The following is a 23,674-nucleotide window of genomic DNA, read 5'->3' on the forward strand; positions in this document are numbered from 1 at the left end:
GCCCGAAGATGCTAGGTGCAAAGCGCATGCCCCGTTCCTTTTCTGAGTCTCGACAACCAGAGAGAAGACGGACAAACCCCGTTTTACGGGGCATGCACATGCGGCATTTCGATTCACTCAAAACTTTCCCCGGACAGCCCTGCCACAAGGGGGGAGATTGGCCGTTTGGCCGCTTTCGCCAATCTTCAGCCGTCAAAGCGTTAAATCCCTGAGCCATCCAACTGTTGGGCGTCGTCACCCTCCCACGGCGCCGGCATGGACGCGCGGCTGAGATTGGCTGTCGGCAGCGGCATCCAGCATTTCAGTTCCGGTTCGGCGTATTCGATGACGCGCCCTGGCGAGGAGTCCGACGCGCGCCAGCCTTCCGAGGCGAACTGGTCAGCGCGTGACCAATAGGCGAGATCGACTTCGGCCGGCCCCTGCTCGGATGGGCGCACCGTGACCAGGATCCGGCTCCCATCCCTCGGCGCCGTCGACATGTGGCGCCACCGTTCGGGTTCGTCCATCACAATTCCTCCTCGCACCTGCAGCGTTGGGTGAAGTGTCGCCTCGCGGTCCGAACGGGTCAACCCAAAGTTTGCGCCATGGAGCGGGTCCATACGATGTCAGGGCAGGATGGGGGACCACGCCAAATTGGCGACCGACATATACTGTGAAAGAAACTTGAAAACGTCGGTCGCCAGGGGCGGAGTTGGGACGCACCACGTTGGGGACGCGATGCGAGGTCAGGCTAGGCGGATGCTTGGTATCTGCAATCGGAACGCCGGATGATGGTGAACGACTGGTTACTATCCACAGGGTTCGCCCGACGGATCGCGTCAGGGCAACTGTGCGCAACGCGGAACTGGCGGCCATCCGCGCTCGACTGGCTGTGACCCAGTTGATATGCCCGTCTGCGAAAGGAGCCTTGAGTCGAAATGACCGTTGCGATCGAGATGGGACACACGACCGCCGGCGCCCCGGCGAATCTGGATCTCGAGGAACTGTTGGCCACCCGGCTTTTGGTGCAGGGCAATTCGGGCTCTGGCAAATCGCATCTTTTGCGCCGGCTCCTGGAGCAGAGCGCGCCCTGGGTGCAGCAGACCATCATCGACCCCGAAGGTGACTTCGTCTCACTGGGCGACCGTTACGGCCATCTGGTCATCGATGCCGAGCAACATACCGAGCGCGGCCTGCAGGCGGCCGGCGAGCGGGCACGCATCCATCGCGTTTCCACGGTGCTCAATCTCGAAGGGCTCGATGCCGAGAACCAGATGCGGCGCGCCGCCGCCTTCCTCGGCGGGCTGTTCGAGGTCGCCCGCGACCACTGGTACCCGATGCTGGTCGTCGTGGACGAGGCGCAGCTGTTCGCGCCGGCGGGGGCCGGCGAAGTGTCGGACGAAGCGCGCAAGCTCTCGCTTGGCGCCATGACCAATTTGATGTGCCGTGGCCGCAAGCGCGGGCTGGCCGGCATCATCGCCACCCAGCGGCTGGCCAAGCTCGCCAAGAATGTCGCCGCCGAGGCGTCCAATTTTCTCATGGGCCGCACCTTCCTCGATATCGACATGGCGCGCGCCGCCGATCTTCTCGGCATGGAACGGCGCCAGGCGGAGGCGTTTCGCGACCTGGAGCGCGGCCAGTTCATGGCGCTGGGGCCAGCGCTGTCGCGCCGTCCGCTGGGGCTTCGCATCGGCCCGACCGACACCAGCCCTCGCAACGGCACGCCGCGGCTGATGGCGATGCCGGAGGCGGCGCTGGAGGATGCTCGCGCGCTCATTCTGGCCGCCCCGCCCCTAGAGGCCGTGCGCGCGCCGCGCCGGATGGCGTCGCCGGACCTGCTCGACCAGCTGATGGCGGCGAAGTCGGCGGCGCTGGAAATCCGCCCCGAACCGGTGGAGCCGCAAATCAGCGCCGAGGATCTGGCGGAGCGTCGCGAGCGCGTCGACCGTGTGCTGCGCGCCATCCTGGCGCAGCCCGACGCGGGTTTTCGCGTCATCGGCGTGCTCTATCAGGAATTCGTGGTCCGCTGCCGCATCGAAGGCCTCGCCTCGGTCGTGCCCGACCTGCCGGAGTTCCGACGCATGCTGACGCGCGCCCGCGCCGGCCTCGGCTCCGACATGGCGGCAGGCGACGACGCCTGGCAGGATGTCTCGGTGCGTGCCTCGCTGCTGCCCGACGACATGCAAGGCGTGTTCATGATGATCGCGCGTGCGGCGAAGGAAGGCTGGCCGTGCCCGAGCGACGCCGCGATTGCCCGCGCCTACGGCTCCCACTCGCTGCGCCGCGCCCGGCGGCTCCTGACCTATATCGAGGAGCAGGGGCTCATCGTCTGCCAGCTCGACGGGGTAGGCAGGCGCACCGTGACGCTCGTTGAGCTGGCCTGGGCCACGGCCCCGGGCGACCCCAATGCCGAGGAAGTGGAGCAGGGGAGCCTGGCGTTGTGAAGGGACGCGCTTTGGGGTAGGCCACCGCTTGTCGTTTCCAAAGCCAGCCGGCCGGGGGGGCGCACCGGGAGATTTCACGCCGAGGCGCCGGGCGCCGCGACGAGACTCAGCCCGTGAACGCTTTGAATGTGTCCTTGGAGGTCAGCATCGCCTCGCCCTTGAACGAGATCGAGAAATCACCAAGCTGGTACTGGCCTTGGTCATTCTTCACTAGAATATCGCCATCAATCTTGTTGAAGCCACTCTCGATACCTTTGATGATCCCGTCGACGTAGCGTAGGTTGGTCTTGGCGGAGAGAATATCGTTCTTGGCCATCTGTTGCGCGAGACGTTGGAGCTTCGGGTCGTCGCCGATACTTTGCAGACGCGCCTCAACGACCTCGGGACTGATGCGCGCCAACGCTGCGTTCAGAGCCGGCAATGCCTTCTGCAAGCTGAACAATGAATCGGAAGTCCATCCTGCTTGCGTCGGCGTAGCTAAGGCTTTGGTTGCTGATCGCCTTGTTCGCCTGCGCTTGCGGGCTGCGGTCGGCGGCGGCCCCCATCTCGTCCTCGACAGCCCAAATATAGTCATGCTCGTCCATTGCCATCACGGTTTCCCGCGTCTCGCCGGCAGGGATGAAATAGCGGGCAACAGTGGAGTCTTCGTGCCGGCGGTCCGCCTCGACCATCGAGATGATGAAGCGCGTATACTCGGCATAGAGTTCGCCATAATTGGCCTTGCCGGCCAGCATATAGGGGTCGTCCGCCGTCGTGGTGGAGGCCTGTGCCGCACTGGCGGATGACGTCGCTGGCACGTCCGCCTTGGGGCCTCGGCTAAAGCTACCGAACAAGTCATACTCGGTGTTGTCCTCATTGCTGGCGGCGCCCGGTCGGATGACCGGAGCCTCGGTCCGCAAGGACGTACCAGCTTTGAGGAACGTCGGCTGGCTTGTTCCAGCAAAGCCGCTCCTGGCGGATACCAGCTTCTGTATCGTAACAGTGAGGTCCGAGGTAATCTGCACTGAGGAATCCCTGGATTTACCATGCCTTGCAGGCGATTCGCAGAATGAAGAACGGTAGTTAATCAATGGTTGAAGGTGAGCAAACGGATGTTTGACGAAGAAAAATTTCTCACGGCAGATGTAGTGTATTTATATCTTTAGATGATGCTGTTGCCGATCCGATCCGGAAGCGGGCTCGCAGGCTGCACCCATCCAAATGTCGTTGCGGGCAAGATCCGAACGCCGACCTTCAAGGTATGACCCGGCCGCCCCACAAATCATGGCCAGCACGTCAGCAAGGCTGACCCTCCTGCCCGAATATCGCCTCTCGGCAGCCCTTGCCGGTTAAAAAAGTATCATCCGCCGACCCGAATCGTGGTGGCGCCTGTTGTCATGAGCCGGTACCTTGGTCTCGAAATGCAGAGCCGAAACCAATTCGGCCGGTTTAGGGAATTTGGGCCGAATGCGGCAACGATCCGTACCGGCCCGGGAGGAAACGGACATGGAACCGGACCTGGAAGTTGTCCAGATACGACGCGGTGAGTCCTTCAAGGCGTGGTCGCACGGCTACCCCTTCCACACGGTGCGTTGGCACTTCCATCCCGAATATGAACTGCATCAGGTGATCTTCACCAACGGCCGCTATTTCGTCGGCGACTTCATTGGCGAGTTCGAGCCGGGCAATCTGGTGCTGACGGGGCCGAACCTGCCGCACAATTGGGTGAGCGACATCCCCCGCGACAGTTCGATCCCGCTGCGCGGCCGTATCATCCAGTTTTCCGAAAGCTTCATCGGCGATGCCATGCATGTGCTGCCGGAACTGGCGGGACTTGGCCATCTGCTCGAGGCGTCGCGTCGCGGCGTGCTGTTTTCCAACCGCACCAGCAAGGCGCTGGCGCCGCTGATGGAAGAGGTGATGCAGGCGCAGGGTGTGCGCCGCATCGAGCTGTTCATGATGATTGCAGGCCTGCTCAGCCGCGCCCAGGAATTCCAGTTGCTGGCCAGCGCCAGCTACCGGCCCGATCCGTCGGGCTACATGACCGCCGGCATGAACAAGGCGCTCGCCTATATCCGGGAGAACCTGACGCAGCTGTTCGACGAGGCGGATCTGGCGGCCATTGCCGGCCAGTCGACCGGCGCCTTCTCGCGCTCGTTTCGCCGCCACACCGGCATGTCGCTGGTGCAATACGTCAAGCGGCTGCGCATCAACCTCGCCTGCCAGATCCTGATGAGCGACGAGCAGGCCTCGATCACCGACATCTGCTACGAGGTCGGCTTCAACAACCTGTCCAATTTCAACCGGCAGTTCCTGGCGGAGAAGGGCATGCCGCCCTCACGCTTCAGGCGCCTGCTGGCCGACAACATCAACGCGGGAAAAGCCGCTTAACGGAGGAGCCAGGGAGGAACCAAGGGAGGAAATACTTTCTTTCGCATGACGACGTGGAACGCATAGGCGGTCCGCGATGGAGAGCGCTTGTCTTGAAAAATCCTCCGTCAGCGGAGGATGTCGGCGCGGACTCGAAAGGCTGGCGCCGGGCCCTAGTTCTCAATTGCAGTTTGGGGCGAGGCCGGAGGCGTGTCTCCACACCAAAGCAGTCAACGACCTTCTTACAACCATATCGAGAAACGGAGAAGACCGAATGACCAAACTTTCATTGAAGTCCGCCGGCATGGCAGCCCTTGCGCTGTCGCTGCTGGCCGGCACCGCCGCCATCGCCCGGGCCGCCGAAGTCACCGACGCCACCGTTGCCTTCCTGATGCCCGACCAGGCCTCGACCCGCTACGAGCAGCACGATTATCCCGGCTTCGCCGCCGAGATGAAGAAGCTGTGCCCGGGCTGCAAGGTGCTCTACCAGAACGCCGATGCCGACGCCTCGCGCCAGCAGCAGCAGTTCAACTCGGTGATCTCGCAGGGTGCCAAGGCGATCGTGCTCGACCCGGTCGACTCGACCGCCGCCGCCTCGCTGGTCAAGCTGGCGCAGAGCCAGGGCATCAAGGTCATCGCCTATGACCGGCCGATCCCGACAGCACCGGCCGACTTCTATGTCTCGTTCAACAATGAAGGCATCGGCAAAGCCATCGCCGACTCGCTGGTCGAGCACCTGAAGGCGCTGAAGGTCGATCCGGCCACCGGCGGCGTGTTGCAGATCAACGGCTCGCCGACCGACGCGGCGGCCGGCCTGATCAAGAAGGGCATCCATGAAGGCCTCGACAACAGCGGCTACCAGATCCTGGCTGAATACGACACGCCGGAATGGGCGCCGCCGAAGGCGCAGCAGTGGGCCGGCGGCCAGATCACCCGCTTCGGGCCGAAGATACTCGGCGTCGTCGCGGCCAATGACGGCACCGGTGGCGGCGCCATCGCGGCCTTCAAGGCGGCAGGCGTCGATCCGGTGCCGCCAGTGACCGGCAATGACGCGACGATCGCGGCACTGCAGCTGATCATCGCCGGCGACCAGTACAACACCATCTCCAAGCCGAGCGAGATCGTGGCGGCGGCCGCCGCCAACGTCGCCATCAAGCTGCTTTCGGGCGAGACGCCGAAGGCCGAGATGACGCTGTACGACACACCCTCGCAGCTGTTCACGCCGGCCGTGGTGACGCAGGAAAACCTGAAGGCCGAGATCATCGACAAGAAGATCAACACCGCGGCCGAACTCTGCGTCGATCGTTACGCGGAAGGCTGCAAGAAGCTGGGCATCGGGAACTGACCGCGACCCTTGCCCGCTCCGCTGTAAGGGCCCCCGCCGGGGGGCCCCACCGCGCACTTCCTCGAACCCGTTTTTTGAAAGGTCGCTGGCATGATTGAAACCCCGGACGAACCGGTTCCGACAGGCGAGCTGGTGCTCAGCCTGCGCGGCATTTCGAAACATTTCGGCGCCGTCTCGGCGCTCACCGACATCGATCTCGACGTCCATGCCGGCGAGGTTGTGGCGCTGGTCGGCGACAATGGCGCCGGCAAGTCGACGCTGGTCAAGATCCTGGCCGGCGTGCATCAGCCGAGTTCGGGAAGCATCAGCTACCGCGGTAAGCAGGTGACGCTGGCCGACCCGAGTGCGGCGCTGACGCTCGGCATCGCCACCGTGTTTCAGGACCTGGCACTGTGCGAGAACCTCGACATCGTCGCCAACATTTTCCTCGGCCGCGAACTCAGTCCGCTACGGCTGGACGAGGTGGCGATGGAAGTGCGCGCCTGGACGCTGCTCAACGAGCTTTCGGCGCGTATCCCGAGTGTCCGCGAAGTGGTCGCGTCGCTGTCGGGCGGCCAGCGCCAGACGGTGGCGATCGCCCGCTCGCTGCTGCTCGAACCCAAGCTCATCCTGCTCGACGAACCGACGGCCGCCCTTGGCGTGGCGCAGACGGCGGAAGTGCTCAACCTGATCGAGCGTGTGCGCGACCGCGGCCTCGGCGTCGTGATCATCAGCCACAATATGGAAGACGTGCGCGCTGTCGCCGACCGCATCGTCGTGCTGCGGCTTGGCCGCAACAACGGCATCTTCTCCCCCGATGCCTCGAACCAGGAACTGGTCAGCGCCATCACCGGCGCGTCGAACAATTCGGTGTCGCGGCGCGCCGAGCGCAGACAGGCTAGGCAAGACCAAACCCAGGAGCCCCACGCATGAGCCGCGAAGCCGAACAGGCCGCCCCCGTGCCGCCGCAGCTCGACCGCGCCGACGTGCGCGTCAAGCACGAGGCCGGGGTCGGCGGCGCCATCCGCAGGTTCTTCGACCGGGTCCGCTCCGGCGATCTCGGCTCGTTGCCGGTCATCGTCGGGCTGGTCATCATCTGGACGGTGTTCGCCAGCATCAACCCGATCTTCCTGTCGAGCAGCAATTTGGTCAATCTGCTGTTCGATTGCTCGACCGTCGGCGTCATTGCGCTCGGCATCGTCTGCGTTTTGATGGTCGGCGAGATCGACCTTTCGGTCGGCTCGATCAGCGGCTTTGCCTCGGCGATGGTCGGCACGCTGTGGGTCAACCAGGGCTGGCCTGTGGCGCTCGCCATCCTCGCCGCTATCGCCGTCGGCGGCTTCATCGGTGCGCTCTATGCGCTGCTGTTCAACCGGCTCGGCATGCCGAGCTTCGTCTCGACGCTCGCCGGCTTGCTGGCGGTGCTTGGCATGCAGCTTTACATCCTCGGCTCGACCGGCTCGATCAACCTGCCTTACGGCTCGAACCTGGTGAATTTCGGCCAGCTGCTGATGATGCCGAAATTCGTGTCGTTCGGGCTGGCGGCGGTGCCCGGCATCGTCATGCTAGTCACCGGCCTGCGCACTGTTGCGCGCCGCCGAGCCGCCAATCTCTCGGCGCCGTCGACCGGCGGGCTCATCACGCGGGCGATCGTCATCACGGTCATTCTCGAACTCATCGTCTTCTATCTCAACCAGGCGCGCGGCATTCCGTGGATGTTCGGCCTGTTCGTCGGCCTTGTCATATCAATGCACTACGCGCTGACGCGGACGAAATGGGGCCGCTCGATGTCGGCGGTCGGCGGCAACCGCGAGGCGGCAAGGCGCGCCGGCATCAATGTGCGGCTGATCTATTCCAGCGCCTTCGTGCTGTGCTCGATGCTTGCGGCCTTCGGCGGCGTGCTGTCGGCGGCCCGCCTTGCCTCGGCCAGCCAGCAGGCCGGCACCGGCGACGTCAACCTCAACGCCATCGCGGCGGCCGTCATCGGCGGCACCAGCCTGTTCGGCGGCCGCGGCAGCGCCTATTCGGCACTGCTCGGTATCATCGTCATCCAGTCGATCGCCAGTGGCCTGACGCTGCTCGATCTATCCTCGTCGCTTCGGTACATGATCACCGGCGCCGTGCTTGCCATCGCAGTCATCGTCGACTCGCTGGCCCGCCGCTCGCGTGTTTCCCATGGCCGGGCCTGAACCCCTCAACAGGAAGCAAGACATGAGCGAAGAACTGTCCGGAAAAGTTGCCGCCGTCACCGGCGCGGCATCAGGCATCGGTCTCGAATGCGCCAGGCATATGCTGGCGGCCGGCGCCACCGTGGTGCTGGTCGACCGCGCCGAGGCGACGCTGAACAAACTGTGTGCCGAGCTTGGCCCCAAGGCGATCCCGCTGGTGATCGACCTGATGCAGCCGGCAAGCGTCGCCACCATGATGCCGCAGATCCTGGAGAAGGCCGGCCAGCTCGACATCTTCCATGCCAATGCCGGCGCCTATGTTGGCGGCGAGGTGGCAACCGGCGATCCCGACGCCTGGGACCGGATGCTGAACCTCAACATCAATGCCTGCTTCCGCTCGATCCAGGCGGTGCTGCCGCACATGATCGAACGCAAGACCGGCGACATCATCGTCACCAGTTCGATCGCCGGCCTGGTCCCGGTGGTGTGGGAGCCGATCTACACGGCCTCCAAGCACGCCGTGCAGGCCTTCGTCCATACCGTGCGTCGGCAGGTCGCCAAGCACGGCCTGCGCGTCGGCGCAGTAGCGCCGGGCCCAGTGGTGACGGCACTGGTCGACGACTGGCCGAAGGCCAAGCTCGAGGAAGAGCTCGCCGCAGGCGGCCTGATGCAGCCGCGCGAAGTGGCCGAGGCCGTCATGTTCATGCTGACCCGGCCGCGCAACGTGACGATCCGCGATCTGGTGATTCTGCCGCAGAGCAATGATTTGTGAGGCAGTAGGGAGTAGGGAATAGGCAGTAGGGGAAGCACAGTCTTACAGGCCCCGCTCAAAAACGCTTCGCGCGTCCTATCCCTACTAACTAATCTCCTACTGCCTACTGCCTACTGCCTACTGCCTATTCCCTATTCCCTATTCCCTGAACCGGAGGTTCCTCATGCCCCACTATCTCGGCATCGACGTCGGCACTGGCAGCGCGCGGGCCGGGGTGTTCGACCACACCGGAAACCTGCTCGCCTCGGCCAAGCAGGATATCGAGGTCTGGCGCGAGGCCGGCGATATTGTCGAGCAGTCGAGCGATGACATCTGGCGGGCGGTGTGCATCGTCGTCCGCGCGGCCGTCGCGCAATCAGGCATAGCGCCCGAGGCGATCGCCGGCATCGGCTTCGACGCCACCTGTTCGCTGGTGGTGCTGGGCGAGGGCGGCGTGCCGTTGCCGGTTGGCCCGTCCGGCAATGCCGACCGCAACATCATCGTCTGGATGGACCACCGCGCGGTCGAGCAGACACGCCGCATCAACCGCAGCGGCGAAGCGGTGCTGAACTATGTCGGCGGCGTCATCTCGCCGGAGATGGAAACGCCGAAACTCCTGTGGCTGGCCGAAAACCTGCCCGCCACCTTCAATGCCGCCTGGCAGTTCCTGGACCTCGCCGACTTCCTCACCTGGCGGGCCACAGGCAGCCTTGCGCGCTCGGTCTGCACGGTGACCTGCAAATGGACGTATCTGGCGCATGAGAGCCGCTGGGACGAGACCTATTTCCGCAAGATTGGCCTCGGCGCGCTTGCCGATGAGGGGTTCGCCCGCATCGGCACCGAGATCGTACCGGCAGGTGCCGCACTCGGCGGCGGATTGACCGCGCAAGCGGCGGCGGAGCTTGGCCTGCGCCACGGCACCGCGGTGGCGGCCGGGCTGATCGATGCGCATGCCGGCGGCGTCGGCACGGTCGGTGCGCGCGGCGCGTTCGGCAGCGTTCTGTCGCGCATGGCCTATGTCTTCGGCACCTCGGCCTGCACCATGTCGTCGACCGCCGAACCGGCCTTCGTCGATGGCGTCTGGGGTCCGTATTTCTCGGCCATGGTGCCGGGCCTGTGGCTGAACGAGGGTGGCCAATCTGCGGCGGGTGCGGCGATCGACCATCTGGTGCGCATGCACCCGGCGAGCGGCGATGCGACGGCGAGGGCGCAGGCCGACGGCCTCAGCCTCAGCGCCTGGCTGTCGCTGCAGGCGCAAAGCCGCAATGGGGCAGCGGCCACGCCGGCGCTGGTCGGCGGCATCCATGTCGTGCCGGAATTCATCGGCAACCGCGCGCCATTCGCCGATCCGGACGCACGCGCGCTGATCGCCGGGCTCGATCTCGACACCAGCCTCGACAGCCTGGTCGGGCTCTATGTCGCCGGTGTTTGCGGGCTCGGCTACGGCGCGCGCCAGATCGTGCGGGCCGAGCATGAGAAGGGCATCCCGGTGGACACCATCGTCGTCAGCGGCGGCGCCGGGCAAAGCCCGCTGGTGCGCCAGCTGCTGGCCGACACGACTGGCATGGTGGTGGTCGCGTCGACCTCGCCGGAGCCGGTGCTGCTCGGCTCGGCGATGCTGGGCGCTGTCGCCGCCGGAACCTACAAGGATGTCGCGACGGCCATGGCCGGCATGTCGGAACTCGGCGAGGTCTATCATCCCGACGCTACGCTGGCCGGCTGGCATGCCAAGCGCTTCGCCGCGTTCGAGCTGCTGCAGCAAGCCGGCAAGGCGATCAGGGGTTAAACGGGCAGCTTCTGTCCGGCTTTGTCAGGAGCCTGGCGAACACCGCTTGGCGATGATGCCTGAAGCTGGCAGCTTTGTACTGTCGTAGACCCTCCTGCGGCTTGCGATGAGAGCAGGGCGACAGGATCAGGAGGCCCCCAATGGCAGACGAGAAAGCGCCCGTGCCATTCGCATCGGATGAGGTACCGTGGACGGAATGGTCCGATGTGCCGCGCTTCGGCGTGCGCTATCGGCATTTGTCGCTGGCCGCCCTTGGCGAAAACTATCATGTCGGCGTGGCGATCGAGGAACTGCCGCCGGGCAAGCAGACCTCGCCGGCGCATTACCATATTCTCGAGGAAGAGCATGTCTTCATCCTCGAAGGGATGCCCACCGCTTATGTCGGCGACGTCGCCTATGCCATGAAGTCCGGCGACTATATCTGCTTTCCGGCGGGCGCGGCGGCGGGGCATTGCCTGATCAACACCAGCGACGCGCCGTGCCGCTACATCATCGTCGGCGAGCGCAACCCGAATGAAGTTGTCGTCTACACCGCCTCCAACAAGGTGCTGGTGCGCGCGCTAGGCAGCCGCGCGATCTTCGACCTCGCGGCAATCCGAACCTACTGGGACGGCGAGAACACCGGCCTTGCCGCCGGCGATCCGTTGCCGTCGGATGTGACGGCCGGTGTCACCAAGGCCCCGGTTGCGCCGATCCCGCCGATCGCTAGCGATGCTGTCGAGTGGAAGGTCGAAGGCGAAGGCCCGCGGTTCGGCGGCCGGTCCAGGCATCTGACCTATGCCGCTCTGGGCCGGTCCGATTATCACGTCGGCATGCTGATCGAGGCGCCGGCGTCCGGCATGCGCCTGGCGCCCCGGCACTACCACATGCTGGAAGAAGAGCACGCGCTGATCCTGGAAGGGCAGGTGACGCTGCTGCTTGGCGAGGAGCGCCACGAGATGAAAGCTGGCGACTATGTCTGCTTTCCCGCCGGCCGGCCGGTTGGCCATTCCTTCCTCAACAGCGGTAGCGGACAATGCCGCTATTTGATGATCGGCGAAAGAAATCCCAATGAAGTCTGCGTCTATCCCGATTCCAACAAGATGGCGGTGGACGCCTTGCGCCGGCGCGACGGTATTTTCGATATGGCGGCGGTGAGGCTTTACTGGGACGGTGAAGAGACGCAATAGCGCCTCGCTGTCTCCCGCTCACAATTGCTTCTCGGCCAGTTCCCTGAATTCATCCGGAACCGAGCGCGCCGCTTCCAGCGCCACCGTGCCGTAGCCGACCGCCTGTTTGCCGAAGCGTTCGCGGATCTTGTCGATGGCGCGGTCGGCGTCGAAGCGTGCCAGGCCTTTCCTGGTACCGGGCCTGCGTTTCTCATCGGCGAGGCCGAAGGGCAGTTCGAGCTGCAGCTCGAAGCTTTCCTCGAGATGCGAGACCGAGATCGCCAGCAGCGAGATCGTTTTGTCGTGCGGGTGGTCGGCGAGCACGCCGCGCACCAGGTCGCCGGCGATCTCGGCCAGCATCGTTGTCGCCGAGATCGGCTGTTCAAGCGTGATCGAGCGCGTAACGGCGCTCAGATCGGCAAAGCGCACGCGCACCGTCACCGTGCGGCCGGGACGTGACTTGGCGCGCAACCGGCTGGCTACGCGGTCGGCCAGATGCAGCAGAGTGGGCACGATGACCCGCGATACCGCCGGCTTCAGGCCGAGCGCCGATTGCGCGCCGGCCGAGTGCGCGCGGCGCTTCGTCTCCAGTTTTCGCGGGTCGCGGTTCCATGACAGGGCGGCGAGCTTTTCGCCGACGGCGGGACCCAGCAGCCGTGTCCGCGCGCCGCTGTGGGTCCTGGCCAGCTGGCCGATGGTCTCGACGCCGATTTCGGCCAGCCGCGCCCTGGTCGCCGGGCCGACGCCCCACATCAGCCCGACGGGCAGATCGTGCAGGAAAGCAAGCTCGCTGCCGGGCTCGACCACTACCAACCCGTCGGGCTTGGCCACCTGCGAGGCGATCTTGGCCAGATGCTTGGTGCGGGCGACGCCGATCGAGATCGGCAGGCCGAGTTCGGCGCGTACCCGGCGGCGGATGATCGTTGCGATCTCTTGTGGAGAGCCGAACAGATGCGTGCAGCCGGCGACATCGGCAAAGGCCTCGTCGATGGAGATGCGCTCGACCAGCGGGGTGAAATCGTCGCGCACTTTGATAGCAGCATCGCCCAGCCGCTGGTAGTGGCTGAAATTGCCGCCGACGAAGATCAGCTGCGGGCAGAGTTCGCGCGCCTTGCGCCCCGGCATGCCGCCGCGCACGCCGAAGGCGCGCGCCTCGTAGGAGGCGGCGAGCACCACGCCGCCGCCCACCGCGATCGGCTTGCCGCGCAGCGACGGGTCGAGCAATTGCTCGACGGAGGCATAGAAGGCGTCGAGATCGGCATGCAGGATGGTGGCTGTCGTTTCCATCCCGAAGGCACATCCGCAGTTGCTGATAGACGCGAACGAATAGAGAACAAAAGGGGGTGATTGTCAAGATGGACATGATCACGCCACCCAAAATCGCGGCGGCAGCGCTGCCCCTCACCTGCCTGCCGGCATCCTCTCCCCGTAAACGGGGCGAGGGACGCTGTCATCGACCGTTTCGCCAATTGGCGGCGTCGCAGGAAAGGGATCGGCGCCGCGACAGCTTCTTTCTCCCCGTTTACGGGGAGAAATGCCCGGCAGGGCAATGAGGGGCGGCACTCACCTTGCAGAAGAGAATAATGCTGCTCTCGGAATTCGCCACTGTCTAGACAATATGCTCCGCCCGCAGCGCCGCCTTCATGGCCTCCAGAGCGGGCTCGCCGCCCGCCGCCAGCTCTTCGGCGATCCGCGCCAGATGATCGTCGGCCTTGCGGTGTTTGCTGCCCCAGGCGCCGAGCGTCGCCAGTACGGGCAGCAGGTCGATGCCGGCCTCGGTCAGCCGGTAGACCGTCTTCAGCCCATGCGTCGGGTCGTCGCTGCGGGTGAGGATGCCTTCGTCCTGAAGGGTCTGCAGCCGCTCGGCCAGCGTGCGCGATGAGATGCCTTCGTCGGATTGCAGGAATTCGCGAAAGTGCCTTTTCCCGGCGAAGACCAGGTCGCGGATGATGAGCAGCGTCCAGCGGTCGCCGACGAGTTCGAGCGACAGGTTGATCGGGCAGCCGGATTTTTCGCGCGTCGACATCTATGGTTCCATTTTTAAATCACTTTCCTATTGACATCATTTTTGGCTTGGCGTCAATGGTTCCAAATGTAAACCAATGGCGAAGCCGTAGCGAACCATGGTTTCGCCCGCATCCGCACAAACCCGAGGAGAATGACGATGAGAAAATTGATCCTTCAGATGCAGATGTCGGTCGACGGCTTTGTCGGCGCCAATGAGGACCATGCCTGGCAGCTCTGGGAATGGGGTGACGAGAGCGCCTGGGACGACGAGCTGAAGCAGGACTTCAACGCCGTCTTCGCCGGCATCGACACCATCCTGCTCAGCCGCAAGATGGCGCAGGAGGGCTATCTAGCCCATTGGGGTAGTGCGGCGAAGAAATTTCCGCGCGATCCCTTCTATGCGTTCGCGCAGCGCGTCGTCGACGCCCGGAAGGTGGTGCTGAGCGACAAGCTCAAGCAATCCGCCTGGGAGCGCACGACAGTGGCCAGCGGCGACCTGCCGCGCGAAATCGGTGCGCTGAAGGCTGGCGAGGGCGGTGACATGGCCGTCTTCGGCGGTGCCGGTTTCGCCTCCTCGCTGATCGCGGCCGGGCTGGTCGACGAGTTCCAGCTGTTCATCAACCCGGCGGTGCTGGGCGCCGGACGCCGGATCTTCGACCAGGGCGGTTTCCAGACCCTGCGGCTGCTCGGCTCGAAGGCCTATGCCTGCGGCATGGTGGTCAACCGTTACGCACGGGCAAGGTGAGGCAGCCCTTCTCTAACAAGGAGAAGAGAGCGCCTCACAACACTCACTTTGCATCATGAAAAATGATGCCGACCGTGTGGCGCATGCCTGAGCGCAGGCGGCTGACGCCGTGGCGCAGATTGACGCGGTAATTGCCCTTGGTTCCCTGCACCGGCCGGTTGTGGACGGCGAAGACGACGGCGTCGCCCTGGCGCAGCGGCACCACCTCGACCCGGCTCTGCATGCGCGGCCGCTGTTCGGTCAGCACAAACTCGCCGCCGGTGAAATCCCGGTCCGGCTCGGAGAGCAGGATCGCCACCTGCAGCGGGAAGGCGAGGTCGCCATAGAGGTCCTGATGCAGGCAGTTGAAGTCGCCGGGCACATATTGCAGCAGCAGCGGCGTCGGCCGCGTCTGGCCTGCGGCATGGCATTGTTCGAGAAACGCCGCATGCGTAGCGGGGTAGCGCATGGCTTGCCCCATGCGCTCATTCCAGCGGTTGGCGACCTCGGCCAGCCTGGGATAGAGCGCGCTGCGCAGGCCGCCCAAGAGGTCGGGCAAGGGGTAGCGGAAGTAGCGGTACTCGCCCTTGCCGAAGCCGTGCCTAGCCATATGGATGTGGCTGCGGAAATGCCGTTCCTCGGGATAGAGGCCGGCGATCCGGCGGCACTCGTCAGGCGACAGCAGCTTTTCGATCACCGCACAGCCGAAGCCGTCGAGTTCGGCGGCTAGGGCCGGCCAGTCGTAACCGGCGACGCGTGTCTTGGCGGCTTCGACCACCGATGTGGCAACCTTGGCGTGGGCGTTCATATCGTAGCCTCCTTGTCGAGCAGGGCGCGCTTGCGCTCGACGCCCCAGCGATAGCCCGACAGCGTGCCGTCGGCGCGGACAACGCGGTGGCAGGGAATGCCGAGCGCGATCGCGTTGGCGGCACAGGCGGTCGCCACGGCGCGGGCGCCATTCGGTTGGCCGAGGCGGCCTGCCAGTGCGGTGTAGGTGATGGTGGCGCCGCACGGGATAGCGCGCAACGCGGCCCAGACCTGTTGCTGGAATGGCGTGCCGTGGCGCATGTCAAGCGCCAGGTCGAGGCCGGTGGCAGGCGCTTCGATGAAGCGCGCTATTGCCGCGAGATCATCGCGCAAGGCGGGCCCGTCTTCGATCCGCATCTTGCCGGGGAAGCAATGGCCAAGGTCCTGCTCCAGGGCGTCGGAATCCGAGCCGATCAGGATGGCGCAGACGCCGATATCGCTGCGCGCCACCAGGATGTTGCCGATTGCGGATTGCCCGATTGCGTAGGTTATGGTGTCGAGGGCGGCATGGACGGTCGCCGGTGCGGCCATTTGAGTTTGCATGAGGTTCATTGCGTTCACTCCTTTGTCTGTGCCTGAACCTAGCCGTGTGCCTTCCGTCTCTCACTCCGGTGCTTGCTTTCAAATTCGAATCTCCAAGGTAGGTGCTCTACGGCGCCCCCCTCTGTCCTGCCGGACATCTCCCCCACAAGGAGGGAGATTGGCAGTTCCGGCGCCGGCTCTCGTCCTGAAACGTTGGAGATTGGCGAAGGCCGCGATGACAGCCAATCTCCCCACAAGTGGGGGAGATGTCCGGCAGGACAGAGGGGGGCGCCGTAGAGCGCTGATGGTGCTCATTCGACGCGTGTGACGAATATCTCGCCAAGCACGAACACCTCGCCGGTCAAAAGTCGCAACTCGATCTCGCCGGTCGCGGTGCGGCTCCACTCGGCTTTGCCGCCATCGACAAGCTCGCCGATGGCGGCCATCACCCGTGATTTCGCGTCTTGGATGCTGCGGCTGGCGGCAGCTTGGGTTTGGCTGTTCGCATCGGGAGAGCTTGCCATCGCGCGCATCGCGGGTCCTCGTCAGGCCCGCGAAGACCGGTACGTGGGTGTCCTCACCACGCTCGATCCGACGGCCGCCTCACGGTCGAGCAACGCGCGCTTGCGCTCTGCGCCCCAGGCGTAGCCGGATAGCGCGCCATCCCTGCGGATCACACGATGGCAAGGAATGGCGACGGCGAGATTGTTGGCGGCGCAGGCGGCGGCGATGGCGCGGGCCGCCTTTGGCGTGCCGATGCGCTGCGCGATCTCGGCATAGGAAACCGTGCGGCCGATGGGGATGTCCTGCAGGGCCTGCCAGACGCGCTGCTGGAAGGCGGTGCCGCGCACGTCGAGCGGCAGGTCGAGGCCGAGTGCCGGCGCTTCCACGAAACCGACGACGCGGGCGACCAGCGCCTCGTAGTCACGGTCGCCGCCGATCAGGCGCGCCTTGGGGAAACGGTCCTGCAGGTCGCGCACCAGCGCGTCGGGATCGTCGCCGAGCAGGATCGAAGCGACGCCCTTTTGGCTCGAGGCGACCAGGATGGTGCCGAGCGAGGATTCGCCGACGGCGAAGCGGATCTTCTCATGGGTGCCGCCGGCGCGATAGCGCGTCGGCGTCATGCCGAGCATGCCGGTCGATTTCTCGTAGAAACGCCCGCTCGAATTGAAGCCGGCATCGTAGATCGCCGTCGTCACGCTGGCGCCGTCTTCCAGGCCCCGGCGGACCCTGGCGGCGCGGTGCGCGGCGGCATACTCCTTCGGCGTCAGCCCGGTGACGGCCTTGAAGATGCGGTGGAAATAGCCGGCGCTGCGGCCGGCGGCGTCCGCCAGCTCACCGAGCGACGGTTCTTCCTCGCTCTGCTCGATCCTGCGGCAGGCGTCGGCGACCATCGCGGCGTTGCCGGCCTCGAGCGAAGGGCCGTCCGGATTGCAGCGCCGGCACGGGCGGAAACCGGTCGCCCTGGCCTGTTCCAGCGTGCCGTGCAACTGCACATTCCTGGGGTTGGCGCGCCGCGACGGGCAGGAAGGCCGGCAATAGACGCCGGTCGTCGCCACCGAATACCAGAACTCGCCGTCGGCAGACTTGTCGCGGGCGACAATGCGCGCCCAGCGCGGATCGTCGGCGACCGGCAGCGGCGCGGATTTCAGATTCTTGGCCAGGGTGATGAACATGGCCGCATTGAAGCCGCCAAAAGCCGGCCCCGCCACCCGTTTCCTGCCAACTGTCAGGAGGATGCAGCCCTATTCGTCGGGATGCACAAAGAGTATGACGAGATTGATCTGGAGAAGGTGTGATGGAAAACATTCGACCCGTTGAGACCGAAGCCGACTACGATTGGGCGCTCGCCGAAATCACATTGGCGATTATCCCTTTGACAAACCCGGATGACCGCTGACCGAAGTTCTGCTACGAACTGTCCATGATGCCAGCGCCCTTTAGCAGTTTCATAGGAACCATGATCCTCTGCTTTGTCGGGGTTTTAGCTTACCGGTGGTTTGGCCGAATCGCGCTGTTTGTTGTCGGCGGCATCGGTTTTCCAGCATTGCTGGCCTTGACCTTTTACTGGGGCGATTTGAAAGCCCGGAAGGTCTTTAACCCGACAGACAAGGACCTATAGCCACTCGCAGGTCTTGTCGCGCTACTAATTCGAGAATGAGCCGGAGGTCGGCTCTCTCGATGGTGATCGCTTCGATGTTCTCGCAACTCTGATCGAGGCTTATGAGGACAAGTACTATCCGATTGAAGCATCCGTTCCTACGCCGCCCGCTTGGGTTCGATCGCGAACGGGCTGAGCCCGAGCCAGGTTTGCATCTTCCTGCCGATGGCCTGGTCGCCGGTCAGGGCGACCTTCGCGCCGGCCTTCTCGACGGTCAGCAATCCCATCCAGATCGCCGTCATCGTGTGCAGGTCGGTCGAGACGTAGAGGTCGACGTCGAAGCCCGGATCGTACCAGCACAGATCGACCTCGCCGTGCTTCTCGACGATCAGCCACCACGACCGTTTGGACGCCGGCAGGTCCTGATACAGAAATTGTATCACCGTGCGCCCCTCGGGCAGCGGCGAGGGGTTCAAATTGCGCCGCATGTCCCACATCAGCAACGACGGATCGAGGTTCTTGAGCGACAGCCGGGACTCGACCCATTTCTGCCCCCAGAAGCCCATCGCCTCGACGACCGGGCGCAGGTCCCGGCCGGCCTCCGTCAACCGATAATCGAAGATCCCCTTCTCGCCCTGAACCTCGCCGCGTTCGACGATACCGGCGATCTCAAGCTCCTTCAGCCGTTGCGACAGAAGGGTTGGCGACATTTTGGGGACGCCGCGGCGCAGGTCGTTGAAGCGGGTCGAACCCGCCACCAGTTCGCGCATCAGCACCATCGTCCAGCGGGTGCACAGCACCTCGGCGGCCATCGATAGCGGGCAGAACTGTTTGTATCCGTGCTGGGTCATTATTGCGCCTCTCCTTCCAACTTGGGCCGAACATTAGGCCCTCATGAATGAGGCGGCCAGTACGGAAACTGTACTACCCCAGTACAGATCGCGGACTGGTTGGCGAGCGCCTTGCCATGCGAGCCCTTTGGCAGGTTGCACGGGATGCTCCTGTGCACCGCAACCAGGAGACTATCATGACCGCTTACGTTATCGCAGACATCAAGATTAACGACCCGCAGTGGGTGCCGGCCTATGCCGCGTCGGTGCATGACCTCGTCCACAAGCATGGCGGCAGATATCTGTCGCGCAGCGGCAATGTGAAAACGCTCGAAGGCAAGCCGCTCGACACCACGCTGATCGCCCTCATGGCATTCCCGTCGGAAGCGGCGGCCCGAGCCTTCACCAACGATCCGGCCTATGCGCCCTTCGTTTCGGCCCGTCAGGGCGGCAGCGACAGCCGTTTCCAGATGATCGACAACACCGATCTGGCCGGAACGATCCCGTATCTGCCGAAGGGATGACCGGCATCCCTGGCATCGTTTTCGGGATCTCCAAGCAACAACAGCCACAGCGCTTGCCCGCCGGGCCTCCGTATTTTCGGCGGCCGGCCAGCTGGGCTTTTTCAAGAAGAATGGAATGAAGATGATATCGAACTTTCGCAACAGACTTCTCATGGCAGGGGCCATGCTGGCCGTCTGCACCAGCTTCGCACAGGCGCATCAGCAAGCGGCCGCGCTTGCGTCCGTCCCCAATCCGCTGGCCGACAAGGTGCGGGCCGCCAACAGCCGGTTTCTCGACGTCAAGGCCGCTACATCGGAGGGCTATGCGCCCATTCCCTGCGCCAGCGGCGTCACCGGCGGCGCCATGGGCATTCACTATGTCAACGGCCAGTATCTGAAGGACGACAAGATCGACATCGCCCGTCCCGAAGCCGTGATGTACGAGCCGATGGCCGACGGAACGATGCAACTGGTGGCGGTCGAATACATCTCCTCGAAGGGGCCGGCATCGTTGGACGGCCAGCTGTTCAACTTCAACAGCGCGCCCAACCGCTATGGGCTGGGTGAATTCTACGAACTGCATGTCTGGGCCTGGAAGGGCAACCCGACCGGCACTTTCGCCGACATGAACCCGAAAGTGTCATGCGAGCACGCGACGGCGCCGAGCCAGTAAGCGCCGAGCCAGTAAGCGCCGGGCCAGCAAGCTATGAAGCCAGGCGGCGCCAATGCCGCCTGGCCGCTCTCCCGCGAAAGTCGGGATGCTCCGGCTTCCAACGATTGCAGGCTGCTTGTCGTCAAGCTCCGATCACGATCCAAAAAGGGGCCGTCCCCTGGGCGGCGATGGCCCCTTTTCAATCATGCGGCTCGATCAGGCGGTTTTGATCAGGCCGAGCTGGGTGAGAGCGGCGACGCCGTCGTCGAGGCCGATCTCCTCGACGATCCTGCCGTCGACCACCTTCAGCACGGTGGTTCCGGTGAAGCGCATGGTGCGGCCGGTGGCGGCGGGCAGCGAACCGACGAGGAAATCGCTGAAGGCCGGGCCGGTGTGCGTGCCGCCGCCCTCCCACTGGCCAACGACATAGTCGCCCTCGGCGATCAGGTCGGCCGTGGCCCAGAAATTGAGGTCCGGGAAGGCGGCGCGGAAGTCGGTCATGAAGGCCTTGATGTCGTCGCGGCCGCGGCGCGGCTCGTGCAGCGAATATTTCAGCAGCATGTCGGGCGCGGCAATGTCGTCGACGACGGACAGGTCGCAGGTTTCACCCCAGAAGTCGGTGAACCATCTGACGACGACGGCCTTATTGTCTTCTTGGCTAGTCATTGGGAGGTCCTCTTTGTCTCTGCAACGCGATCATCGGATTGGCCGACGACCTGGAGCCATGACTAGGACGATCCGGCGCGGGCAAAACTCCGGTTCTTGCCGGCCAATCGAAAAGCGAGAGGGCAGAGGTGGCAGGTCAGGAGGCACGGAACCGCCTGTCTCAGCCCAAGTAACGCTTTCTTCTCTGGTTTTGCCGCAGATTGCCCCGCAGTGGGGATGAGCGAAACAGACGATGGCTGGTCGGGATAAGAAAAGTCGCAATGGAACGTTCTGGGCCAAGGCCCTGGAACGCGCCCATCTTGGCGTCTGGGACTGGGATCTCCGCACCGGCGACTGCTTCTATTCGGCGACCTGGGCGCGGATGCTGGGCTATGACGAGAGCGAACTGGCCAACACCAGCGACCTGTGGCTGCAGTTGACCCATCCCGACGATCGCGAGCGGGCGCTGGCCAGCGGCGACCGCCACATTGCTGGCCAAACCGATGCCATCGAGACCGAACTCCGGCTGAAGCACAAGCAGGGCCACTGGGTGTGGGTGCTCGATCGCGGCGGCATCGTCGAGCGCGACGCCACCGGAAAACCGCTCAGGCTGATGGGTGTGCAGACAGACATCACCAAGCAGAAGGCGGCCGAAGCCCAGCTCGAGCAGGTCAATGTGCGTTTTCGCCTGGCGCTCGCCGCCAGCGGCACCGGCATCTGGCACTACGATATCGCCACCAACAGGAGCTATTGGGACGCCCGCACCAGGGACATATTCGGCCTCGTTGCCGACACCGACGAGGTGACGGCCGGCCTCTGGCACAGTTATCTGCACCCCGACGACAAGGAGGCCACCGAGCAGGCCCACCTGCCGCCGCCCGGCTCGGACGGTGTCACGGCCTCGCAATACCGTATCATCCGGCGGGACGGCCAGGTCCGGCATGTCGAATCGCTGGTGCGCTTCATCACCGGTGCGGGTGCTGCCGGCCAGATCCTCGGTACGGTGCGCGACATCACCGAGGACAAGGAGCGCGAGCAGGAACTCGCCTATGCCGCCCGCCACGACGCGCTGACCGGCCTGTGGAACCGCTCCGCCTTCGACCGGCTGCTCGCCGACCATATCACGGCGGGTGCGCCGCTGGCGGTGTTCTATGTCGATCTCGACTACTTCAAGGCGCTCAACGACTTTGCCGGCCACGCCGCCGGCGACCTGGCGCTGAAGAGCGTTGCAGCCGGCATTCGCGGCTGCCTGCCGGCGACAGCACACGCGGCGCGGCTGGGCGGCGACGAATTCGCACTGCTGGTGCCACATTGCGATGCCGTACAGGCCGAGAGGATCGCCGCTGCCGTGCTTGGCGCCGTGCGCGAGGCGGATCTCGGCCTGGCCGCGTCGACCCGCAAGCTGGCGGCCTCGATCGGCATCGCCTTCATCGACGATGCCAGCACCACCGTCGCCGACGCGCTCGCCTGCGCCGACGACGCCTGTTACGCGGCTAAGGCTGCCGGACGCAACCGTTTCGCGGTGTTCTCCGCGGCAGCGGAAGCGGGATCGGGCGGGCTGAATGCCGCGCGCGTCGCCGCCGACACCGTCGATGCCATGGAAGACGGACGGTTGAAACTGTTCGGCCAGGAAATCCATCTGCTGGGCCGGCCCTGGCAGGAAAGCCGCCATGTCGAAGTGTTGGCCAGGCTCATCGCACGCAACGGCCGGCTGGTGCCGCCCGGCGAGTTCATTCCGGTGGCCGAGCGCTTTGGTATCGCGTCGCGGCTCGACCGCTGGATCATCCGCACCGCGCTGTCGCGCCATGGCGCCGCCTTGCGCTCGGGCGCGCTGACGCTTGGCTTCAACTTGTCGGCGCAGACGTTGAGCGATCCGCAGCTGTGGGCGTTCGTCGACAGCATCATCGAGGAGACCGGAGCGCCGCATTCGGGCATCGGCTTCGAGATCACCGAAACCGCCGCCGTCACCAATTTCGACGCCGCCGAACAATTCGTTCGCAAGGCGCGTGAGCGGCACTGTCGGGTCAGCCTGGACGATTTCGGCGCCGGCATGAGTTCGTTCGAATATCTCAGGCGCTTCCCCGTCGACACAATCAAGATCGACGGTTCCTTCATCGAGCACATCACGCAAAGTCGCTTCGACCGAGAAATCGTGCTGGCCATCACCAGCATCGCGCGCAGCCTCGGCTGCGACGTAGTCGGCGAGAAGATCGAACGGCAGGAAACGCTGACGATGCTCGGCGACATGGGCGTCGCCTACGGTCAGGGGTTTTTGCTGCACCGGCCGGAGCCGCTGGAGGCGATTGTTTCGCGCGCGACCGAGCCGGCTCGCAAGGCATCGGGATCCCGCTGCGCCGCGTTTCAGGTCAGGCCGGCCCAACCTGAAACGCAACACATCCTAACCGGTTCGCCGCGCCGTCGATCGCGGAAACTCCAGCACGCCAGCCTCGGGTCGCCTATGCTGTGCTTCCGCCACCGCTTCGATCAACAGATCCAAGGCGTCACAGGCTGCGCGGCTCGTCTCGTCATTGCCTTGCAGATAGTGATAGGCACGTTCGAGGTGGATGCGGGCGGCTGAAAAATCGCTGGTCAATGGTCCCTCCATGATCCCGCCCTAATTTGCATCTTGCCGGGCCTGGCGGAACGCGAAGTAAATATCCACAGGTGGCTTTTATTCAAATGCCACAGAAGGAGGGCGCGGCGGTGATGCTGCGATCTCCCCCCTCGTGGGGGAGATGTCCGGCAGGACAGAGGGGGGCGCTGTCCCGCTGACCCGAGTAGTCAAATCTTTTCTTTGACCTGCCTCGCAGTAGGTAGCAGTTATGAAGTTAGATCAGAGGGGCTGGCGATCCGTCACGCCCCCCTCTGCCCTGCCGGGCATCTCCCCCACGAGGGGGGAGATTGGCAGTTCTACCGCCGCGCGATTAGATTGCC

General features: G+C 64.6%; 24 protein-coding genes. 13 read left to right on the forward strand and 11 right to left on the reverse strand.

The genetic code is table 11. From position 1 onward, the window contains the following. Positions 1–200: 200 nt before the first annotated feature. Positions 201–506, reverse strand: coding sequence for a hypothetical protein (locus NKJ06_RS15275; protein WP_352633902.1), 306 nt, complete (start codon positions 504–506; stop codon positions 201–203). Between the two features lie 411 nt (positions 507–917). Here NKJ06_RS15275 and NKJ06_RS15280 point away from each other — a divergent pair, with 411 nt between their 5' ends. Next, on the forward strand, positions 918–2,423 hold the full coding sequence (locus tag NKJ06_RS15280; protein WP_352810134.1) for a helicase HerA domain-containing protein: 1,506 nt from the start codon (positions 918–920) through the stop codon (positions 2,421–2,423). 106 nt (positions 2,424–2,529) lie between these two features. Here NKJ06_RS15280 and NKJ06_RS15285 read toward each other — a convergent pair whose 3' ends face one another. Beyond that, positions 2,530–2,823, reverse strand: a complete 294-nt coding sequence (locus NKJ06_RS15285) for a hypothetical protein (protein WP_352633898.1) — start codon at positions 2,821–2,823, stop codon at positions 2,530–2,532. Then, complete coding sequence (locus NKJ06_RS15290) at positions 2,795–3,427, reverse strand: hypothetical protein (RefSeq protein WP_352633896.1); 633 nt, start codon at positions 3,425–3,427, stop codon at positions 2,795–2,797. Before NKJ06_RS15290 ends, NKJ06_RS15285 begins: the two co-directional genes overlap by 29 nt. Positions 3,428–3,908: 481 nt before the next feature. On the opposite strand from NKJ06_RS15290, the gene NKJ06_RS15295 reads away from it, so the two are divergent. The 7 genes from NKJ06_RS15295 to NKJ06_RS15325 all read left to right on the forward strand — a co-directional run bounded on the left by NKJ06_RS15295 (position 3,909) and on the right by NKJ06_RS15325 (position 11,970). Next, positions 3,909–4,793, forward strand: coding sequence for a helix-turn-helix domain-containing protein (locus tag NKJ06_RS15295; protein WP_352633894.1), 885 nt, complete (start codon positions 3,909–3,911; stop codon positions 4,791–4,793). Positions 4,794–5,046: 253 nt separating this feature from the next. Further along, positions 5,047–6,117, forward strand: a complete 1,071-nt coding sequence (locus tag NKJ06_RS15300; protein ID WP_352633892.1) for an ABC transporter substrate-binding protein — start codon at positions 5,047–5,049, stop codon at positions 6,115–6,117. A gap of 90 nt (positions 6,118–6,207) precedes the next feature. After that, complete coding sequence (locus NKJ06_RS15305) at positions 6,208–7,029, forward strand: ATP-binding cassette domain-containing protein (protein WP_352633890.1); 822 nt, start codon at positions 6,208–6,210, stop codon at positions 7,027–7,029. Further along, positions 7,026–8,285: a sugar ABC transporter permease gene (locus NKJ06_RS15310; RefSeq protein ID WP_352633889.1), complete on the forward strand. Its 1,260-nt coding sequence runs from the start codon at positions 7,026–7,028 to the stop codon at positions 8,283–8,285. The genes NKJ06_RS15305 and NKJ06_RS15310 overlap by 4 nt, the downstream gene beginning before the upstream one ends. A gap of 22 nt (positions 8,286–8,307) precedes the next feature. Continuing rightward, entirely contained in the window at positions 8,308–9,036 is a 729-nt protein-coding gene (locus NKJ06_RS15315) for an SDR family oxidoreductase (protein ID WP_127327764.1), read from the forward strand. Positions 9,037–9,199: 163 nt separating this feature from the next. Continuing rightward, positions 9,200–10,801 carry an FGGY-family carbohydrate kinase gene (locus NKJ06_RS15320; protein WP_352633887.1) on the forward strand — a complete coding sequence of 534 codons (1,602 nt, stop codon included), beginning with the start codon at positions 9,200–9,202 and terminating at the stop codon, positions 10,799–10,801. Positions 10,802–10,941: 140 nt separating this feature from the next. After that, positions 10,942–11,970 (forward strand): cupin domain-containing protein, encoded by a 1,029-nt coding sequence (locus NKJ06_RS15325; protein WP_352633885.1) that lies wholly within the window; start codon positions 10,942–10,944, stop codon positions 11,968–11,970. An 18-nt stretch (positions 11,971–11,988) separates the two neighbouring features. On the opposite strand, the gene dinB is transcribed toward NKJ06_RS15325, so the two are convergent. Then, positions 11,989–13,236 (reverse strand): DNA polymerase IV, encoded by a 1,248-nt coding sequence (gene dinB / locus NKJ06_RS15330; protein WP_352810135.1) that lies wholly within the window; start codon positions 13,234–13,236, stop codon positions 11,989–11,991. Between the two features lie 322 nt (positions 13,237–13,558). Then, positions 13,559–13,975, reverse strand: a complete 417-nt coding sequence (locus tag NKJ06_RS15335) for a winged helix-turn-helix transcriptional regulator (protein ID WP_352633881.1) — start codon at positions 13,973–13,975, stop codon at positions 13,559–13,561. Positions 13,976–14,113: 138 nt separating this feature from the next. On the opposite strand from NKJ06_RS15335, the gene NKJ06_RS15340 reads away from it, so the two are divergent. Then, positions 14,114–14,701: a dihydrofolate reductase family protein gene (locus NKJ06_RS15340; RefSeq protein ID WP_352633879.1), complete on the forward strand. Its 588-nt coding sequence runs from the start codon at positions 14,114–14,116 to the stop codon at positions 14,699–14,701. 43 nt (positions 14,702–14,744) lie between these two features. Here the strand turns inward: NKJ06_RS15340 and NKJ06_RS15345 are convergent, their stop codons facing one another. The 4 genes from NKJ06_RS15345 to ada form a co-directional block, all read right to left on the reverse strand. Continuing rightward, positions 14,745–15,488, reverse strand: coding sequence for a 2OG-Fe(II) oxygenase (locus tag NKJ06_RS15345; protein ID WP_352633877.1), 744 nt, complete (start codon positions 15,486–15,488; stop codon positions 14,745–14,747). Continuing rightward, positions 15,485–16,039 (reverse strand): methylated-DNA--[protein]-cysteine S-methyltransferase, encoded by a 555-nt coding sequence (locus NKJ06_RS15350; RefSeq protein WP_352633875.1) that lies wholly within the window; start codon positions 16,037–16,039, stop codon positions 15,485–15,487. The genes NKJ06_RS15345 and NKJ06_RS15350 overlap by 4 nt, the downstream gene beginning before the upstream one ends. Positions 16,040–16,320: 281 nt before the next feature. Next, on the reverse strand, positions 16,321–16,542 hold the full coding sequence (locus NKJ06_RS15355; RefSeq protein WP_352810137.1) for a hypothetical protein: 222 nt from the start codon (positions 16,540–16,542) through the stop codon (positions 16,321–16,323). Between the two features lie 12 nt (positions 16,543–16,554). After that, the gene (gene ada, locus NKJ06_RS15360) at positions 16,555–17,685 is read right to left on the reverse strand and encodes a bifunctional DNA-binding transcriptional regulator/O6-methylguanine-DNA methyltransferase Ada (RefSeq protein ID WP_352633908.1); all 1,131 of its coding nucleotides are present in this window, start codon (positions 17,683–17,685) and stop codon (positions 16,555–16,557) included. 248 nt (positions 17,686–17,933) lie between these two features. Between ada and NKJ06_RS15365 the strand changes: the two genes are divergently transcribed. Beyond that, entirely contained in the window at positions 17,934–18,131 is a 198-nt protein-coding gene (locus NKJ06_RS15365; RefSeq protein WP_352633873.1) for a hypothetical protein, read from the forward strand. 137 nt (positions 18,132–18,268) lie between these two features. Here the strand turns inward: NKJ06_RS15365 and NKJ06_RS15370 are convergent, their stop codons facing one another. Beyond that, positions 18,269–18,961 carry a winged helix-turn-helix transcriptional regulator gene (locus NKJ06_RS15370; protein ID WP_352633871.1) on the reverse strand — a complete coding sequence of 231 codons (693 nt, stop codon included), beginning with the start codon at positions 18,959–18,961 and terminating at the stop codon, positions 18,269–18,271. Positions 18,962–19,137: 176 nt separating this feature from the next. On the opposite strand from NKJ06_RS15370, the gene NKJ06_RS15375 reads away from it, so the two are divergent. Then, positions 19,138–19,464, forward strand: a complete 327-nt coding sequence (locus NKJ06_RS15375) for a DUF1330 domain-containing protein (protein ID WP_023813864.1) — start codon at positions 19,138–19,140, stop codon at positions 19,462–19,464. Positions 19,465–19,579: 115 nt separating this feature from the next. Next, positions 19,580–20,116, forward strand: coding sequence for a hypothetical protein (locus NKJ06_RS15380; protein WP_352633869.1), 537 nt, complete (start codon positions 19,580–19,582; stop codon positions 20,114–20,116). A 195-nt stretch (positions 20,117–20,311) separates the two neighbouring features. Here NKJ06_RS15380 and NKJ06_RS15385 read toward each other — a convergent pair whose 3' ends face one another. Further along, positions 20,312–20,761: an ester cyclase gene (locus NKJ06_RS15385; protein ID WP_352633867.1), complete on the reverse strand. Its 450-nt coding sequence runs from the start codon at positions 20,759–20,761 to the stop codon at positions 20,312–20,314. Between the two features lie 232 nt (positions 20,762–20,993). Here NKJ06_RS15385 and NKJ06_RS15390 point away from each other — a divergent pair, with 232 nt between their 5' ends. Then, positions 20,994–23,318: an EAL domain-containing protein gene (locus NKJ06_RS15390; protein ID WP_502905619.1), complete on the forward strand. Its 2,325-nt coding sequence runs from the start codon at positions 20,994–20,996 to the stop codon at positions 23,316–23,318. Positions 23,319–23,674 lie beyond the last annotated feature (356 nt).

Origin of the sequence: Mesorhizobium sp. M0293 (assembly GCF_040321735.1) — a bacterium.
Classification (GTDB): domain Bacteria; phylum Pseudomonadota; class Alphaproteobacteria; order Rhizobiales; family Rhizobiaceae; genus Mesorhizobium.